This is a genomic window from Actinomycetota bacterium (genome assembly GCA_030776625.1).
GTDB lineage: Bacteria > Actinomycetota > CADDZG01 > CADDZG01 > WHSQ01 > MB1-2.
Genome location: JALYHL010000013.1, coordinates 1 through 17,382, shown reverse-complemented (window position 1 = coordinate 17,382; position 17,382 = coordinate 1). Strand labels below are relative to the sequence as shown.

Genomic DNA, 17,382 nt, shown 5'->3' with positions numbered 1-17,382 from the left:
CCCATAGAGATCACCCCGCCCGGGCGCAGAGCTGTGCAACGAGCGGAGGGGCTGCCGGCGGCGCAACCGTGCAACAACGGAGGCGGTGGCGTGTACGGGTTTGAGCGGACCGTTCGGAGGGCGACGTCGTCCATAGCCAGACAAACACTGCGACGTCGCCCGGAGCCGAGGGAGGCCGGCGCCGTTCAGGCGCCCGCCGACCGTGTCCAGCGATGCCCGTGCCGCCGCCGCCGGAGCGGGGCTCGGTGTCCGTCCCGCCGCCCCGGAGCGGGCGGAGCGGGTTGACTTTGGCTGCCTGCTTTGGTTGGGTGGTCGCAGCCGCGCGCGGGTGCGGCTTCTACCCGACGGAAGGAGGCGATGGACGATGACCGGATCCCTCGCCTGCCGTTGGGTCTCGGCCTCCTAGGGCTACTCCTCTAGGGCCGCGTCACCAACAAGACGTGCCTTCTTCGGCGCGCCCTTACGCGCCTTCTCCTCTCACTCATCTACATCGAATGGAGACGCTCTTGCACCCACGTATCGAGTTGGAATCACTTGGTTGGGACACGTTCTTCGAAACGAGGTTCACGCGTTACCGGGACCACGACCTCATCCCGGCCCGAATCACCACGCAGCACAAGGGCTCCTACCTCGCACTCGCCGAGGTAGGAGAGCTTCACGCGGTCGTCGCCGGCAGGATGCGCTACGACGCGTCGGGGCAAGCCGACCTGCCGGTGGTCGGAGACTGGGTCGTGGTCGAGGCGCGGCCCGACGGTAGCGCGACGATCAAGGCGATCGTCGAGAGACGGACGAAGTTCTCCCGCAAGGTCGCGGGTTTCGAGTACGACGAGCAGATCCTCGCGGCGAACATCGACGCCACCTTCTTGGTGAGCTCCCTGAACGCCGACCTCAACCCGCGCCGTCTAGAGCGATACCTGACGATGGCGTATGCGAACGGCGCTCTGCCGGTCGTGGTCCTCACCAAGGCAGACCTCTGTGACGACGTCGCTACCGGTTTCGAGCAGGTGGCGAGCGTGGCGGTGGGAGCTCCGATCCACGTCGTGAGCGCCATCACCGGCAACGGGCTCGACGAGCTGCGGCCGTACCTGGCGCGGAACCAGACGGTGGCGCTGCTGGGGTCTTCGGGCGTTGGCAAGTCGACGCTCGTGAACGCTCTAGCGGGCGAGGAGCTGTTGAAGGTCCAAGAGATCCGCGAGGACGACGCCAAAGGGCGCCACACGACCACGCACCGGCAGATGGTGCTCCTGCCCGACGGCGGGATCATCATCGACACGCCCGGCATGCGAGAGCTCCAGCTCTGGGACGCCGACCAAGGGCTACGAGGTTCGTTCCAGGACATCGACGCTCTTGCGATGGAGTGTCGCTTCCGCGACTGCCGCCATGTCTCAGAACCCGGTTGTGCGGTGAGGGCCGCGGTCGACGCCGGTGACCTCGCCACGGAACGACTGGCGAGCTTCAAGAAGCTCCAGCGCGAGCTCCTCTACCTGGAGCGGAAGATAGACCAACGCATCGCGCAGGAAGAGACGCGCAAGTGGAAGGTGCAACACAAAGCCATGCGCCGCATGAAGTCACCCAAGGTGTGACGCGGGGCTGCTGCTAGACCGCGGCCGTTCTCTCTGATAGCGCCGGTGGCTCCCGAAGTTCTTGCTCCGGGTGCCCGATGTCTACGTCCGCTGAAGCGGCATCTTGTTCGCGCAGGTCGGGGTCGTGGTGGCACAGATACGACACCGCATCCCCGAGGTCGTAACGGTCGATCCACGTCGACCAGGTATCTATATCGGTGGAGGCAACCGCGCACCACTCAGCGATCTCGACCTCGGAGTACCCTGGATACTTCGGTACCCGTTCCACCTCGCTGCCGTCGGGCCGAAAGAAACTGGCCAGCTTGCCGTCGAAGGTCATCGTGTAGCGGCCCTCGTGCAGGAGCCGGTGGTGCCGGCGGCACAACAGCGTGACGTTTTCCGGTTCAGTGAGACCGTCGTCGATCCAGTGGCGCACATGGTGACCGTCGAGAGCGCGAGCGTTGGTGCAACCGGGGAAAACACAGTGACGGTCCCGCGCCTTCAGAGCTTTGCGAAGCGCCGGTGAGATCGTGCGCCGACTGCGTCCCAGCTTCAGAGGGATGCCGTCTCCTTCTAACAGCCCCATGATGGTGCAGTCGCACGAGATGCGCCGCGCTGTATCGGCGGAGATCCCGACCCGGTCTTCGATCTCAGACGTCCCTTGCTCATCACCTTTGAGAGCGGCCTGGTCGACGTGCACCATGACCTGGTATCTAGACGCCACCGGCGCATCGGTGAGACCGTGGCTGAGGAAAGTCTCAGCCAGAGCGACCAGGGAATCGGCTCGGCGGGCGCCGTGCCTGTCCGCCAACTGGCGCGCCTGTTGTTGTTGCTCAGCGCCATCGAGCTCGCCACTGAACACCTCTTCCTCTTGCCACAGGAGCTTCTCCGCGGCCTCGATTGCTTGCTCCACGAGCGCCCCCTGCTCCGCCGGCATCTGGGCCCGCAGACGGAAGACGCCGTCCTCCGTGTAGTGGTAGGTGAGGTCGCGGTCCCGCTGGGCGGCGGCCGCTCCTTGCGCGTACACCTTGGCCCGACGAAAACCGGCTGTGATCGAGCCAAGCTGTGAGCACGTTCCGTTCTGGGCCCAGATAAGCAGGTGGTCCTCGGTCTCTGCGTTCGCCACCTGAGCGATCGTCTCGGTCTTGTCGAAGCTGATCTCGCCCGCCGCGAACGACTCTTTGATCTTCGGAAGCTCCGCGAGCTTCTCGGCCAGACGCAGGTGCCTCCTCGCAGCGGGCAGCTTCATCCCACCCGCGCATGCGAGCCAGGCGGCCGGGTCGCCCCCTTCAGCCAGCCGATCGCCGTGCGTGGTCATCAGCTCCAGGATCCGGGCTTGGGCCGCCGCGATCGCGGACGACAGGGACATGATCTCGTCGTGGACCTTGAGCTCGTCCTCGTTCCCGCAGCCCTGCCCGAAGGGACGCTCGTTCGCCTCTACCGGCGCGTAGAGCCTGCGTTCGGGGCCCCAGCGGTGGGTGTTGCCGTGGTTGTCGGTGAATGTGTCGAACATATGTTCGATACTATATGGCTACGGCTGCCGGCGTCAACCCCTGTTTGCGTGGGTTCGTGGGGTGGCGGGACGCCGGGCCCTAGGAGCCGCCGGAAGACACGCCGGAACCAGACTCCGCCCGAAGGCCGCTTGTGCAGCCCTATGTGCTTGCCGTTGCAGGCTGCTCGTGGCGGGTAGGTCTCGTTGCTAGACCAGCGGCGAGCGCGCCGACGGCCGTCGTGGCGTGCACGATCTGGTCCGCACCATTCGAGGCGATCCAGAAGGTGCTGGGGTCGAACACCTCTAGCGCCGCAACCACGGCGACGTGGAACAGCCCGATCCCCAATGCCGCCTCGCGGGCACGTTCAGGGTTCAGCGTGAAATACGTCGTGATCGCCCCCAGGATCAGCGCGGCCAGCGTATGCCAGCCGTTGGTCTCGAAGATGCCGAATAGTGATCGCTCCCCGCCCGCTCCGCTGCCTCTGTCCCGATCGGAAACGTTCGGTCGTAGAAGAACCCCGCGACTCCCAAGAGGAGATGCCATACCGCTGCTACAACCATGAACGCGCGCGCCGGAGTCCATCCAACCGGCCCCATGTTTCCGGTCGGCGCGCTGGTCGCTGAAACGTTCACGTCACCACCTCTGCTACTCGGCGACATTTCCGCGAACACGTGCGCTTGAGCCACAGCCTGCGGAAAACAGCGGCTCAGGCCCAGACGAGCAGGCCCATGTCCATCTCGTTCGTGAGGTCTTCGTGCGAGGGCACGACGCGCACGGAAAAGCCGTAGAGGCCCGGTGAGTCACTGGTGAACGATCCGCGGTACGAGCACGTGCCGTCGGTGCACTGGTCTGGCTGCATCTCTACCAGCGTCGGCTCGACGAGCTCGCCGTTGGCGCCGACGCGGCCATGCGCCAGCTGCACCGCGATGTCGTCGGTGCCGAGCCGGCCGAGGCGCACGGTCGCCGTGACGTCGCGGGTCTCGCCGACATCCGCAGCGCGCGAGTCGCCCTCTACATCGATCACCCGCACGTCCTCCCAGGTGTCTCGCACGCGCTCTTTCCACCGGGCGAGGTCCCTGGCACGCGCGAAGCCATCCGCCGCCATGGTGGCGCCCTGGTCCGCGGCCGGCTCGTACAGATCGGACACGTAGTCGCGCACCATGCGATCTGCTGTCACGAACTCGCCGAGGCTGCCTATCGAAGCTTTCATCCGCTCGACCCACCGGCGTGGAACGGGACCCTCCGGCCGCTCGTAGAAGCGAGGGACGATCTCGCGTTCGAGCAGGTCGTACAGCGCGCTGGCCTCGATGCGATCCTGCAGGTGAGCGTCGGGGTATACCTCGGGCGTACCGATCGCCCACCCGTTCTCGCCGTTGTAGCACTCGTCCCACCAGCCATCGAGGACCGAGCAGTTCAGCGCGCCGTTCAGCGCCGCCTTCATGCCGCTCGTGCCGCACGCCTCCAGCGGCCGACGCGGGTTGTTCAACCACACGTCCGCGCCCTGGCAGAGAGCGCGCCCGATCTCCATGTCGTAGTTCTCGATGAACGCGAAGCGCGCGCGTATTTCCGGGTCGGCGGAGAAGTGGACGAGCTGCTGGATCATCTGCTTGCCGCCGTCGTCCAGAGGGTGTGCCTTCCCCGCGATGACGATCTGCAGAGGCCGATCGCCCGAGAGCAGCAGCCTCTTGATCCGGTCGACGTCCGAGAGCAGCAGCGTCCCGCGCTTGTACTGCGCGAAGCGGCGAGCGAAACCGATCGTCAGGACCGACGGATCCAAGATCTCGTCCGTCCAGCCCAGCTCCGCCTCGGACATCCCCCTGTGCAAGAGCTGGCGACGAACTCGGTCCCGTACGACGTACACCAGTCGCTCCCGCGCCCGTTCCCGCGCCCGCCAGAGCTCCGCATCGGGGACCTCACCGATCTTCTTCCACTTGCCGCCGCTCTCGATCCATCCCGGCGCCAGCCGCCGGTCGAGCACCTCGCGGATCTCGGGCCCGAGCCACGTCGACGCGTGCACGCCATTCGTGATCGATCCCACGGGAGACTCGTCGTCGGGGACGTCCGGCCACAGCGTGGTGAAGATCGAGCGCGACACCTGGCCGTGCAGCTTGCTCACCGCGTTGGCACGGCCGGCCAGCCGCAGGCCCATCACCGCCATGTTGAAGGAGGACTGCAGGGCGGTATCTGCGGTCACGGGGACAGCGCTCCCCAGCGACATCAGTCGCTCGAAGGCGATGTCGCACTCCTTGACGAACGAGCTGAAGTAGCGGTCGATCAGCGGACCGTCGTACACATCGATGCCGGCCGGAACGGGGGTATGGGTGGTGAACACCGTCGCCGCGCGCACCGCCTCGAGTGCTTCCTCGAAGTCGAGGTCGCCCCCGACCACCAGCTTCCTTATCCGTTCGAGCCCCAAGAAACCGGCGTGCCCCTCGTTGGAATGGAACACGTCGCACTCGTAGCCGGCCGCCTCCAGGGCGCGCACCCCTCCGATGCCGAGGACGATCTCCTGCTTGAGGCGGTGCTCGGTACCTCCGCCGTAGAGGCGGTCCGTGACCTCGCGCTCCTCTTCGTCGTTCTCCTCGACGTCACAGTCCATCAACAACAGCGGGACGCGCCCCACCTGCGCACGCCACAGTTGCGCGACGCAGCGCGCGCCCGCGAGGTCGACCTCGATCTTCAACGGCGTCCCGTCGGAGCCGGTGAGAAGCGTGAGCGGCATGGCGTGTGGATCGAGCTCGGGGTAGCGCTCCTGTTGCCATCCATCCGCGTTCAACTCTTGGCGGAAGTAACCCTGTCGGTACAGAAGACCCACCCCGAGCAGGGGAACACCGAGGTCGCTGGCGGCTTTCAGATGGTCTCCGGCCAGTACGCCGAGGCCGCCCGAGTAGATCGGCAGCGCCTCGCTAACGCCGAACTCGGGAGAGAAGTAGCCGACCTGAGAGAGGGGGCTCTTCGACCGCTGCGACTGGAACCAGCGAGGCTCTTCCAGGTATCGCTGCAGATCCTCTTCGACCGTCGCCAGGAACGACATGAAGGGCCCATCCGCGGCCAGCTCCTCGAACCGGTGGCGGGTGATGAGCCCCAGCATCTGGACCGGGTCGTGACCCGATCGCTCCCACGCGTCCGCGTCGATCCACCGGAACAGGTCGACGGCACGGGGGTCCCAGCTCCACCGCAGGTTCAGGGCGATCGAGGGGAGGACACCGAGGGACTCCGGCAACGATGCGCGGACCGCGAAACTACGAAGAGCCTTCACGTGCCAAGCGTCTCACAACCCGGGACGCGATGAACGCAACATCCGCATACGTAGATCAAGCGAGAAGGATGGAGCCTGTATCGGTGGCGATCGAGACCGCGTTCAGCCCTTCTCCTTGAGCCGCCACTCGCACATCGAGGTCCGAACCCAGCAGGCGTCGCTGGATGACGGCGGCGTCTCCTGCGACGTCCACCCACTCGATCCCCCGCGGCTCGACCTCGTGATCCGCCGGCGCCCTGCCTGGGAGCTGGTCGCGCGGCACGAGCCACTCGATATAGAAGGGCAGGCAGGGATCGGCAAGGGCATCCTCCAGTCCCGCGAGCTTCCACTTGAGGATCTGCCCGTCGGGACGTCGACGTTGCATCTCGAGCGCGGTCAACCCGAGCCTCTCGCACACGTCGTCGATGTGATCCACCCGGAGACACAGCGCCGCGAGGCGGTCGCCGCCGCTGGAGAGGCGCGACACCCACGCCGCGAGAGGGCTTCCCTCCGCCTCCGACTCGTCCACAACCGCTATCAACTCGATGTAGTCGGGGCCGAGCGGGATGATGCGGTTCCCGGTGCCGAGACCCGTGTGGCGGCCGCCCTCAACGGAGGCGAGGCCGAACTCCGTGCGGAAGCGGACGGCGGCCGCGTCGAGGTCGCGAACGGCGACCAGCACGTGGTCGAACTCGAGCATCTCCCCCTTGTAACAGACCACCATCGCAGCAGGCGTCGGTGAGCCGAGCGGTAAGTTGGGTAGGGAAGGTGGGCGACCTCCGGAGGCGCTCCCGCCGATCGCCGCGGTTGCGGGTGGCTACGGCTAGTCCAAGAGCAAGGAGTGATTCCCTCTGAAGAACGACCTCAAGCGGGGCCATGTGATCGTCGAGCACGTCTTGCCCCAGGTCGATTGCGGTCGCTATCCAGTCAAGGCGATCGCGGGCGACGAGATCGAGGTCTCCGCAGACATCTTCCGTGACGGCTCATGGCTCCTGCAGGCCGTGATCCGCTACCGCGGGCCGGCCGGGAAATGGCAGGAAGCGCCGATGGAGCATGTGGACAACGATCGCTGGGCGGGAACCTTCCGCCCCGGCGAGGTCGGCCTGTTCGCCTACACGATCGAGGCGTGGACAGACCACTTCGCGACCTGGCGGCGAGACCTCGTCAAGCGCCTTGATGCCAAGCAAGAGGTGTCGCTCGAGCTGGAAGAAGGGGCGCTTCTGATCGAGGCTCGCCTCAAGGCGGTGCCGGCGCCGGACAGGAAGGTGCTCAAGGACGCTGTGGAGGCGATACGCGCGGGCTCTGGGGAGGTCCGCGACGAGAACGACGCGCGCGCGGCCGCTGCGCTGGATGAAGAAGTCGCGCGAATCATGCATCGCCACAGCGACCGCAGCGGGTCCACGACGTACAAGCCGACGCTAGAGATGCTGGTCGAGCGCGAGCGGGCGCGCTTCGGCGCCTGGTACGAGCTGTTCCCGCGCTCGACGGGGACGAAGACGAAACACGGGACGCTCGCGACGGCCGCCAAGACCTTGGCCCGCGTCGCCGACATGGGCTTCGACGTCGTGTACCTGCCGCCGATCCACCCGATCGGCACGGCGCATCGCAAGGGCAAGAACAACTCACTGACCCCCACTGCGAAGGATGTAGGGAGCCCATGGGCGATCGGGTCTCCGGACGGAGGTCACAGAGACGTCCATCCAGACCTCGGTACGTTGGCCGACTTCGACGCGTTCGTCGCGGCGGCCGAACGACTCGGGCTCGAGGTGGCGCTCGACTTCGCGATCCAGTGCTCGCCGGACCACCCCTGGGTCACCGAGCACCCGGACTGGTTCAACCACCTTCCGGACGGCTCGATCCGCTACGCGGAGAACCCGCCGAAGAAGTACCAGGACATCTACCCGATCAACTTCGACACTCCCGATCGAGAGGGTTTGTGGACCGAGCTGAAGAGCGTGCTCGACCATTGGATCGACCACGGCGTCAAGATCTTCCGCGTCGACAACCCGCACACCAAGGCTCTGCCCTTCTGGGAGTGGGTCATCAACGCCGTGCACGACGAGCATCCGGAGGTGATCTTCCTCGCGGAGGCGTTCACGCGGCCGAAGGTGATGCAGTCCCTCGCTAAGGCCGGCTTCACCCAGTCCTATACCTATTTCACCTGGCGGAACACGAAAGCGGAGCTGACGGAGTACCTCACGGAGCTCACCCAGACCGAGATGGCGTACTACTTCCGCCCCAACTTCTTCGCCAACACGCCCGACATCCTGCACGAGTACCTGCAGGAAGGGGGTCCTCCGGCGTTCAAGATCAGGCTGGTGCTGGCCGCGCTGCTGTCGCCGACGTACGGCATCTACTCGGGCTACGAGCTGTTCGAGAACGTGCCCATGACAGAGGGCAGCGAGGAATACCTGAACTCCGAGAAGTACGAGCTGAGGCCGCGGGACTTCAGTACCTCCGCGAGCCTCGCGCCTTACATCGCCCGCATCAACGACATCCGCCGCAAGAACCCGGCGCTCTCGGAGCTCACGAATCTGACCTTCCACTCGGTCGACAAAGAGAACCTCATCGCGTTCTCGAAGTCGTCGCCGGGGCAGGACTCGCTGTTGGCCGTCGTGAACCTCAATCCCTTCCACTGGGAGGAGGGCACCGTGCACCTCGACATGGAGGCGCTCGGGCTCGACCCGTGGCAGAGCTTCGAGGTGCACGATCTCGTGACGGACAGCGCGTACTGGTGGAACGGCGCCGCGAACTACGTGCGGCTCGACCCAAAGGACGAGCCGGCCCACGTCTTCCAGGTGCGAGGGTGATGCGGTCCGCCCGGTGGTGCCGCTGATGGTGTGGGGCGCGAAAAACGAGCCAGGCAAGGCCGCAGGGAGCGGGCGCACCTGGAAGGTGCGTTCGCGACTGAGAACGCAGCATGGCGAAGCTTTTTCGCCGCCACGGCGCGGCAGATACCGCCGGGAGGGCCGCTAGGTGCTCGAGTCCGATCCGCAGTGGTACAAGAAGGCCGTCTTCTACGAGCTCTACGTTCGGAGCTTCTACGACTCCAACGCCGACGGCTACGGCGACTTCAAGGGGATGACCGAGAAGCTCGACTACCTCGAGTGGCTCGGGATCGACTGCATCTGGCTGCTCCCCTTCTTCCAGTCACCGTTGAGGGACGGCGGCTACGACATCTCGGACTTCTACGCGATCCTCCCGGAGTACGGGAACCTGAACGACTTCATGGAGTTCATGGACACCGCGCACTCCAAGGGGATGCGGGTCGTGTCGGACTTCGTCGTCAACCACACTTCGAACGAACACCCCTGGTTCCAGGAGTCGCGCAAGCCGGGATCGGCGAAACGCGATTGGTACGTATGGTCGGAGACCGTCAAGAGGTACGAGGACGCACGCATCATCTTCATCGACACTGAGAAATCGAACTGGACGTGGGATGAAGAGGCGGGCGCTTACTACTGGCATCGCTTCTTCAGTCACCAGCCCGACCTCAACTACGACAACGAAGAGGTCCAGGAGAACGTTCTAGCGGCGCTCAGGTTCTGGCTGGACCTCGGCCTCGACGGCTTCCGCCTGGACGCCGTCCCGTACCTGTACGAACGCGAGGGCACGAACTGCGAGAACCTCCCGGAGACGCACGAGTTCCTGAAGCGGATCCGGTCCGAGGTGGACAAGGGCTACGAGGACAAGGTGATCCTGGCCGAGGCGAACCAGTGGCCGCAGGACGTCGTGCCGTATTTCGGAGACGGCGACGAGTGCCACATGGCCTTCCACTTCCCGCTCATGCCGCGGATGTTCATGGCCGCGCGCCGCCAGGTGCGGTATCCGGTGGTGGAGATCCTGGAGCAGATCCCCGAGATCCCGGACGCCGCGCAGTGGGGCATCTTCCTCCGCAATCACGACGAGCTGACGCTCGAGATGGTGACCGACGAAGAGCGCGACTACATGTACAACGAGTACGCGAAGGACCCGAGGATGAAGTTGAACCTGGGGATCCGGAGACGACTGGCTCCACTGCTCGAGAACAACCGGGATCAGATCGAGCTCTTCCACGCGATGTTGTTCTCGCTACCAGGGACCCCCATCGTCTACTACGGCGACGAGCTCCGGATGGGCGACAACATCTACCTGGGTGACCGCGACGGCGTGCGCACGCCGATGCAGTGGACGGGCGACCGCAACGCCGGGTTCTCGCGTGCCGACTTCGCGCAGCTCTACCTGCCGGTCTTGCTGGATCCGGTCTACGGGTACCAGTCGGTGAACGTCGAGGCGCAGCTGCGTAGCCAGCACTCGTTCCTTCAGTGGTTCCGGCGCATGCTTGCGATCCGCAAGCAACACCCGATGTTTGGCACGGGGTCGTTCGAGGTGCTGCACCCCAAGAACGCGGCGATCTTCGCCTACATCCGCCGCGAGAACGACGACATCATCCTGTGCGTCAACAACCTGTCGCCGAGGGCGCAGGCGGTCGAGCTAGAGCTTGCGGGGTACGAGGGTATGTATCCGATCGAGATGCTGGGGCGCGAGAGGTTCCCCAACATCGGTGAGCTCCCGTATCTGCTCACGCTCGGCCCCCACTCCTTCTACTGGTTCCAGCTCGTGGCGGAGGGAGAATCATGAACATCGACTTGGAACAGATACGCGCCCGCTTGCCAGAGCAGAGATGGTTCGGAGGCAAGGGCCGCGTGGTCGCGTCGGTGTCGCTGGTCGACTCCGGGATCATCGAGGACGGCCCTCCGGCGCTGGTGATCGCGATCGTCGAAGTGGCCTACGGCGACGGTGGAACCGATCTCTACCACCTACCGTTGCTGGTCGAGCCCGATGGGTCCAGCCGAGATGCTTTCGAAGACGCCGACAGGCTGAAGGTTCTGGGCGAGCTCATGTGCCACGGCTCCTCGATCAAAGGCAGCAGCGGGGTCTTCCAGTTCGGCGGCCCGAGCCTGGATCCCTCGCATCCTCCAGGAGCGCTGTCGGTCCGCGTGCTGGGGGCCGAGCAGAGCAACACGTCCCTCGTGCTGGACGAAGAGGTGATCGTCAAGACGTTCAGGCGCGTCGCCGTCGGCCGCAACCCGGACCTCGAGCTCACGCGGTTGCTCAGCACCGAAGGCTTCATGAACATCCCTGCCCACGCCGGCGAGGTCACCTACGAGGGCGAGGACGATACCGAGGAGAACCGCATCGATCTCGGGCTTGCACAACAGTTCATCAGCGACGCGAAGGAGGGGTGGAGCGAGACGCTCGAGTGGATGCGCACGCTGTATGACGCCGTCGACCCCGCTGATGTGAACGAGGACATCCGGTTCCTGATCGAGGAACGCGCTCGCGATCAACTGAAGACGGTTGAGGATCTAGGCGAAGCGACGGCGGCCCTTCACGTCACCCTCGGCCGCGAGCAGGTGGACCCCGACCTCGCTCCGGAAGCCGTGGTCTCGTTCGACCTCGACGAGTGGGCCGCCGCCGCAACAGCGTCTCTTGCCGCGCTCGCGGACGCCGAGCTCGTCGAGCTGAGGCCTCTAGTGGCCGGCATAGAGGCTCGGATAGCGAAGGTGACCGAGGTCGAAAGCCCCGGGAAGAAGATCCGCGTCCACGGCGACTACCACCTCGGCCAGGTGATCCGCAGCTCGCGCGGATGGCTCATCCTGGATTTCGAGGGTGAACCGGCGCGCACCCTCGACGAGAGGCGCGCCAAGCAATCGCCGCTGAAGGACGTCGCTGGGATGGTGCGCTCGTTCAGCTACGCCGCGACGGCCTCGTTGTTCGAGCGCGCCGGTGAGGACGCAGCCGAGTGGCAGCGACTGGAGCCCTGGGCGCTCGGGTGGGAGGAGCTGGCCCGCGATCGCTTCCTGCACGGGTATCTGACCCGATCACACGAGGGAGACTTCCTGCCCGGTGACCGCGCCTCGTTGCTCGCGGTCCTCGACTTCTTCGAGATCGACAAGGCGCTCTACGAGCTGGCATACGAGCTGAGTCATCGTCCGACCTGGGTCCACATACCACTGCGCGGTATCCGGCAAGTCATCGAGCGAGGTGAGGGCGGATGAGCACGCAAGTCGAACGTTTGGTCGCGGGTGAGCTGCGTGATCCTCACAGCGTCCTCGGACGCCACGCGGCGAAGACAGGGACGGTGTTGAGGGCGTGGCGACCCGAAGCCGAGAGTGTGCGCGTCCTCGTCGGCGACGAGGCGGTCGGCAAGCTGGAGAAGGTGCATCCGGCCGGCTTGTTCGAAGGGGTCGTGGAAGAACCGGTATCCGACTACCGGCTCGAGGTCGGGTATCCGGGAGGGCAGAGCTTCACGCTGAGAGACCCGTACGCGTTCCTGCCGACCGTCGGCGAGCTTGACCTGCATCTGTTGGGCGAGGGACGCCACGAGCGACTGTGGGAGAAGCTCGGGGCGCACACCCGCACGATCGATGGGATCGCCGGCGTCTCGTTCGCGGTGTGGGCGCCCAACGCGCGCAGCGTCCGCGTGATCGGGGAGTTCAACTCCTGGGACGGTCGCCTGCACCCGATGAGGACGCTCGGGTCCAGCGGCATCTGGGAGCTGTTCATCCCGGACGTCGGCGACGGGTGCCTGTACAAGTTCGAGGTGCTGACGGCGCAGGGTGACTTGATCGTGAAGACGGATCCGTTCGCGTTCGCCACGGAGGGGGCACCTACCAACGCGGCGATAGTGCACACTCCCGGGCATCGCTTCAAGGACGACGAGTGGGTCATGAAGCGAACGCGCGACAACCGGCACGAGCTACCGATGACGGTCTACGAGCTGCACCTGGGCTCGTGGCGACGGGGGCCGGACGATGAGGTCCTCGGCTACCGCGAGTTGGGCGAGGAGCTCGCCACCTACTGCGTCGAGATGGGCTTTACCCACGTCGAGTTGATGCCGGTGGCGGAGCATCCCTTCACGGGATCGTGGGGCTACCAGGTCAGCAACTACTTCGCGCCCACTGCCCGGTACGGCTCCCCAGACGACTTCCGCTTCTTCGTCGACACGCTCCACCAGGCCGGCATCGGCGTCATCGTGGACTGGGTGCCCGCCCACTTCCCCAAGGACGAGTGGGCGCTGGCGCGCTTCGACGGGACCGCGCTGTACGAGCACGTCGACCCCAAGAAGGGCGAGCACCCCGACTGGGGGACGCTGGTCTTCAACTACGGCCGCAACGAGGTTCGCAACTTCCTGATCTCGAACGCGCTGTACTGGATCGAGGAGTTCCACGTCGACGGACTCCGCGTTGATGCGGTGGCATCGATGCTGTACCTCGACTACAGCCGCAAAGAGGGCGAGTGGGTGCCGAATCAGTACGGGGGCCGCGAGAACCTCGAGGCGATCGAGTTCTTCAAACAGCTCAACACCGTCCTCCACGCGGAGCACCCGGGCGTGTTGATCATCGCCGAGGAATCCACGGCGTACCCCAGCGTCAGCCGCCCCGTCCACCTCGGGGGCCTCGGCTTCGGCTTCAAGTGGAACATGGGCTGGATGCACGACTCCCTCGGGTACTTCTCGAAGGAGCCGGTTTACCGCCGCTTCCACCACAACCAGTTGACCTTCAGCCTTATGTACGCGTGGAGCGAGAACTTCATGCTGCCTCTGTCACACGACGAGGTCGTCCACGGGAAAGGGTCGCTCCTCGGAAAGATGCCGGGCGACCAGTGGCAGCGGTTCGCGAACCTCCGCTGCATGCTCAGCTACATGTGGGCACATCCCGGAAAGAAGCTGCTCTTCATGGGCGGGGAGTTCGGGCAGGAGCGCGAGTGGGACCACGACCGCGGTCTCGACTGGCATCTGCTCGAAGAGCCGCATCACGCCGGCGTGCAGCGCTTGCTGCGCGACATCAACGCGGTCTACCGGGCGAACCCCGCGCTATGGGAGCTCGATCATGCTCCCGAAGGCTTCCAGTGGATCGACGCGAACGACGCGGACAACAACGTCATCTCCTTCTACCGAACGGACCGCGCACGCAAGAACCATCTGGTGTGCGTCTGCAACCTCTCCCCCCTCCCGCGCTCCGGGTTCCGGGTGGGGCTCCCGAAGAAGGCCACCTACACCGAGGTGATCAACACGGACGCCGAGGTCTACGGCGGAACCAACGTCGGCAACATGGGAAGCGTCACGTCCGAGGAGACGCCGTGGCACGGCCTCGACCACTCCGCGATGATCACGCTGCCGCCGCTCGGGACGGTGTGGCTGGCGGCGTGAGCTAGAGCCGCGGCAGCGCGTCCCGCCCGGGTCGCAATCGCAGCGGGCGAGACGTACCGGCGACCATGTCCGGCGCCTATAGCCTTCACCGTCGATGAGACACATCGCGGTGCACGCGCACTTCTATCAGCCGCCGCGCGAGGACCCTTGGACCGGCTCGGTCCCGGAGCAATCGGGCGCCGCCCCGTACCACGACTGGAACGAGCGGGTCCACGCCGAGTCGTACCGGCCGAATGCCTTCGCCCGCATCCCGCACGAAGACGCGGAGCGGGTGGTCAATAACTTCGAGCGACTCTCCTTCAACGTGGGTCCGACCCTGTTGTCGTGGATGGAGCAGGCGGACCCCGAGACGTATGACCGCATCCTCGAGGCCGACCGGGTGAGCGTGGAGCGGTTCGGGCACGGAAATGCGATCGCGCAGGCCTTCCATCACACGATCCTGCCGCTGTCCCCGCTCAGAGACGTTCGCACCCAGGTGCGGTGGGGGCTCGCCGACTTCAGGTATCGCTTCGGCCGCGACTCCGAGGGGATGTGGCTGCCGGAGACCGCGGCGAACGACGACGTCTTGTCGGTGTTGATCGACGAGGGGGTCCGATTCACGATCCTCGCCCCCAGCCAGGCCCGACAGTGGCGGGAGCCGGACGGCTCGTGGCAGGCACGTCCCGTCGATACCGGCCTGCCACACCGCTACCTCCACGCGGACGGGTCAGGACGCGAGCTGGCGCTGTTCTTCTACGACGGAGAGATCGCGAGGGCGATCGCCTTCGAGGGCGCGGGCAAAGACGCCGGAGGCTTCCTCGACCTCTTCGAGACGCGTATGGACGAACGGCCGGGACGGCTGATCCATGCCGCGACCGACGGGGAGACGTACGGGCACCACCAGGTCTTCTCCGACCTCGGGCTCGCGTACGCGCTGTTCGTCGAAGCCGAACGGAGAGAGATTGAGCCGACGAACCTTGCTGCGTTCCTGGCCGCTCATCCGCCGCGTCGGGAGGCCGACGTGACCGGCGGCCACGGCAGCTCGTGGTCGTGCGCGCACGGGGTCGGCCGCTGGTACCGAGACTGCGGATGCTCGACCGGTGGCGAACCCGGTTGGAACCAAGCCTGGAGGACGCCACTGCGAGAGGCCCTGGACCTGCTGCGCGACGTCGCCGACGAAGTGTTCGAGCGACTCGGGCGCGAGCTGCTGACCGACCCTTGGGCGGCGCGGGACGACTACGTCGACGTGGTGATCGGGCGGACGATAGTCGACGAGCTCTTGAGCAACCACCAACTGCGCCCGCTAGACGAAGCCCAGCAGAACCAAGCGGCAACTCTCCTGAAGGTCCAACAGCACGCCATGGCGATGTACACGAGCTGTGGGTGGTTCTTCAACGACATCGGCGGCATCGAGACGGTTCAGGTACTGGTCTACGCGGCCGCGGCCATGGACCTCCTGAAGGAGCTGCAACAGCCGGTGCCCGAGCGCGAGTTCGTCGCGATCCTCGAACAGGCGAAAAGCAACGATCCCGAGATCGGTACGGGAGCCGATGTCTTCCTGCGGATCGGCCGAACGTTCGGAGGCTAGCTCTTGCCGGTGTAACGCAGCACGTCGAGCCCTCGGTTGTAGTCGACCGAGTAAAGGATCTCGTCGTTCGCCCAGTAAGCCGCCGAGGTCGAACCCGCATACGGGATGAAGTAGCCAGCTTCTTTGATCTTTCCGGTCGACGAGATGTCGAAGAGCCGTGTGCCGTGCTCGTACCAAGCCATGGCGACGAGCCCCCCGTCGTCGTAACGGGGATGGGTCTCGAACCAGTGCGTGCAGAAGAGGTCCGCGGGAGCGTTTCCGTCGGTGTAGAGGCCGTTCTCCACCCGGTACTCGTCGACCATCTTGAAGGTGTGGGTCTTGCGCCAGTTCCGCGTGTCCCAGGTCATGAAGGCACCGGCGTTCTCATCGCACTGAGGCCCCAACGTCTCGCCGCCGACCAACAGGAACCTGTCGGTCCCCCCGTTCGGCCACAGGTTGCTGTGCATGAACCGGTCGTCGTCGTTCTTGCCCAGCGCTAGGACCTTGGGCTTCGCCGGGTTGTTGCGGACGTCCAGGTAGACCAGAGGCTGCGTCGAGGTCATAACGAAGCCCGGCTTGACCTCGGTGACATCGTGGCCCCCGCCGCCGGGTGACACCTTGCTCCAATCGCCGATGACCTTTGGCTTCGTGGGGTCGCGGAGGTCGAGAACCGCCCCCTCCGACCCGTAAGCGTAGGTGCAGTCGAGGATGCAGCTCATCGTGTGTTGGTCCGCGTCGTGCTCACCCACGATGACCGGGTTCGTCTTGTCCTCGACGTCGACGACGAACTGGTTGAGCAACAGGATCTTCCCGTTCGTGTCCGGGTCCTCCTCCCCGAAGTACGGGGGGAACTGCGGGATGACCGCGGAGCCGACGAGCGCCGGAGCCGCGGGCTTGCTGATGTCGTAGATCCGGAGGTCCCTCGAGGTCGTGAGGTAGAGGTAACGGCCGACGATGCGAGCGCCCGCCGTGTCGTTGTTGAACGGGATGTGCGTCACGTACTCGAAGTTGTCGCTGGCGAAGCCGCCCACCGTCGGGCCGCCCGCGGGCGAGCCGGAGGCGGGCGCGACGAAGGCAACCGACATCGCTGCTATCGCGGCAAGAAGTCTGCGCATCGTCGCTGGTACCTCCCAAGTGTGATCACTTCTAGTTCGCCCCCACCCACCCGACTCCTGCGCCCTCGCTGGGCGCCGCTGGCCCCGCTCCGGGACGGCGGGCGCGGACTCGCCGGCACGCTCGCTCCGGGGCGGTACGGACACCCAGGCGCCGCTCCGGCGGCGGCGGCACGGGCATCGCTGGACACGGTCGGCGGGCGCCTGAACGGCGCCGGCCTCCCTCGGCTCCGGGCG

General features: G+C 65.8%; 12 protein-coding genes. 7 read left to right on the top strand and 5 right to left on the bottom strand.

Features of this window, described 5'->3' with window-relative positions:
- Positions 1–494: 494 nt before the first annotated feature.
- Positions 495–1,583 (top strand): ribosome small subunit-dependent GTPase A, encoded by a 1,089-nt coding sequence (gene rsgA, locus M3N53_15170; protein MDP9069663.1) that lies wholly within the window; start codon positions 495–497, stop codon positions 1,581–1,583.
- A 13-nt stretch (positions 1,584–1,596) separates the two neighbouring features.
- Here the strand turns inward: rsgA and M3N53_15165 are convergent, their stop codons facing one another.
- The 4 genes from M3N53_15165 to M3N53_15150 form a co-directional block, all read right to left on the bottom strand.
- Complete coding sequence (locus M3N53_15165; protein ID MDP9069662.1) at positions 1,597–3,075, bottom strand: HNH endonuclease; 1,479 nt, start codon at positions 3,073–3,075, stop codon at positions 1,597–1,599.
- Positions 3,076–3,214: 139 nt separating this feature from the next.
- Positions 3,215–3,598: a DUF4383 domain-containing protein gene (locus M3N53_15160; GenBank protein MDP9069661.1), complete on the bottom strand. Its 384-nt coding sequence runs from the start codon at positions 3,596–3,598 to the stop codon at positions 3,215–3,217.
- A 163-nt stretch (positions 3,599–3,761) separates the two neighbouring features.
- Positions 3,762–6,314, bottom strand: coding sequence for an alpha-glucan family phosphorylase (gene glgP, locus M3N53_15155; protein ID MDP9069660.1), 2,553 nt, complete (start codon positions 6,312–6,314; stop codon positions 3,762–3,764).
- A 55-nt stretch (positions 6,315–6,369) separates the two neighbouring features.
- Entirely contained in the window at positions 6,370–7,017 is a 648-nt protein-coding gene (locus M3N53_15150) for a VOC family protein (GenBank protein ID MDP9069659.1), read from the bottom strand.
- A 154-nt stretch (positions 7,018–7,171) separates the two neighbouring features.
- Here M3N53_15150 and M3N53_15145 point away from each other — a divergent pair, with 154 nt between their 5' ends.
- The 5 genes from M3N53_15145 to M3N53_15125 all read left to right on the top strand — a co-directional run bounded on the left by M3N53_15145 (position 7,172) and on the right by M3N53_15125 (position 16,054).
- Positions 7,172–9,103 carry an alpha-1,4-glucan--maltose-1-phosphate maltosyltransferase gene (locus M3N53_15145; protein MDP9069658.1) on the top strand — a complete coding sequence of 644 codons (1,932 nt, stop codon included), beginning with the start codon at positions 7,172–7,174 and terminating at the stop codon, positions 9,101–9,103.
- Positions 9,104–9,269: 166 nt separating this feature from the next.
- Positions 9,270–10,913 (top strand): maltose alpha-D-glucosyltransferase, encoded by a 1,644-nt coding sequence (treS, locus tag M3N53_15140; GenBank protein MDP9069657.1) that lies wholly within the window; start codon positions 9,270–9,272, stop codon positions 10,911–10,913.
- The gene (locus M3N53_15135) at positions 10,910–12,334 is read left to right on the top strand and encodes a phosphotransferase (protein MDP9069656.1); all 1,425 of its coding nucleotides are present in this window, start codon (positions 10,910–10,912) and stop codon (positions 12,332–12,334) included. Before treS ends, M3N53_15135 begins: the two co-directional genes overlap by 4 nt.
- Entirely contained in the window at positions 12,331–14,487 is a 2,157-nt protein-coding gene (gene glgB, locus M3N53_15130; GenBank protein MDP9069655.1) for a 1,4-alpha-glucan branching protein GlgB, read from the top strand. Before M3N53_15135 ends, glgB begins: the two co-directional genes overlap by 4 nt.
- Positions 14,488–14,581: 94 nt before the next feature.
- Positions 14,582–16,054 (top strand): DUF3536 domain-containing protein, encoded by a 1,473-nt coding sequence (locus M3N53_15125; GenBank protein MDP9069654.1) that lies wholly within the window; start codon positions 14,582–14,584, stop codon positions 16,052–16,054.
- Here M3N53_15125 and M3N53_15120 read toward each other — a convergent pair.
- The gene (locus tag M3N53_15120; GenBank protein ID MDP9069653.1) at positions 16,051–17,148 is read right to left on the bottom strand and encodes a hypothetical protein; all 1,098 of its coding nucleotides are present in this window, start codon (positions 17,146–17,148) and stop codon (positions 16,051–16,053) included. The two genes, M3N53_15125 and M3N53_15120, sit on opposite strands and share 4 nt — an antisense overlap.
- A gap of 21 nt (positions 17,149–17,169) precedes the next feature.
- Here M3N53_15120 and M3N53_15115 point away from each other — a divergent pair.
- Positions 17,170–17,382, top strand: a 213-nt coding sequence (locus tag M3N53_15115; GenBank protein MDP9069652.1) for a hypothetical protein, incomplete at its 3' end; no start/stop codon positions are given.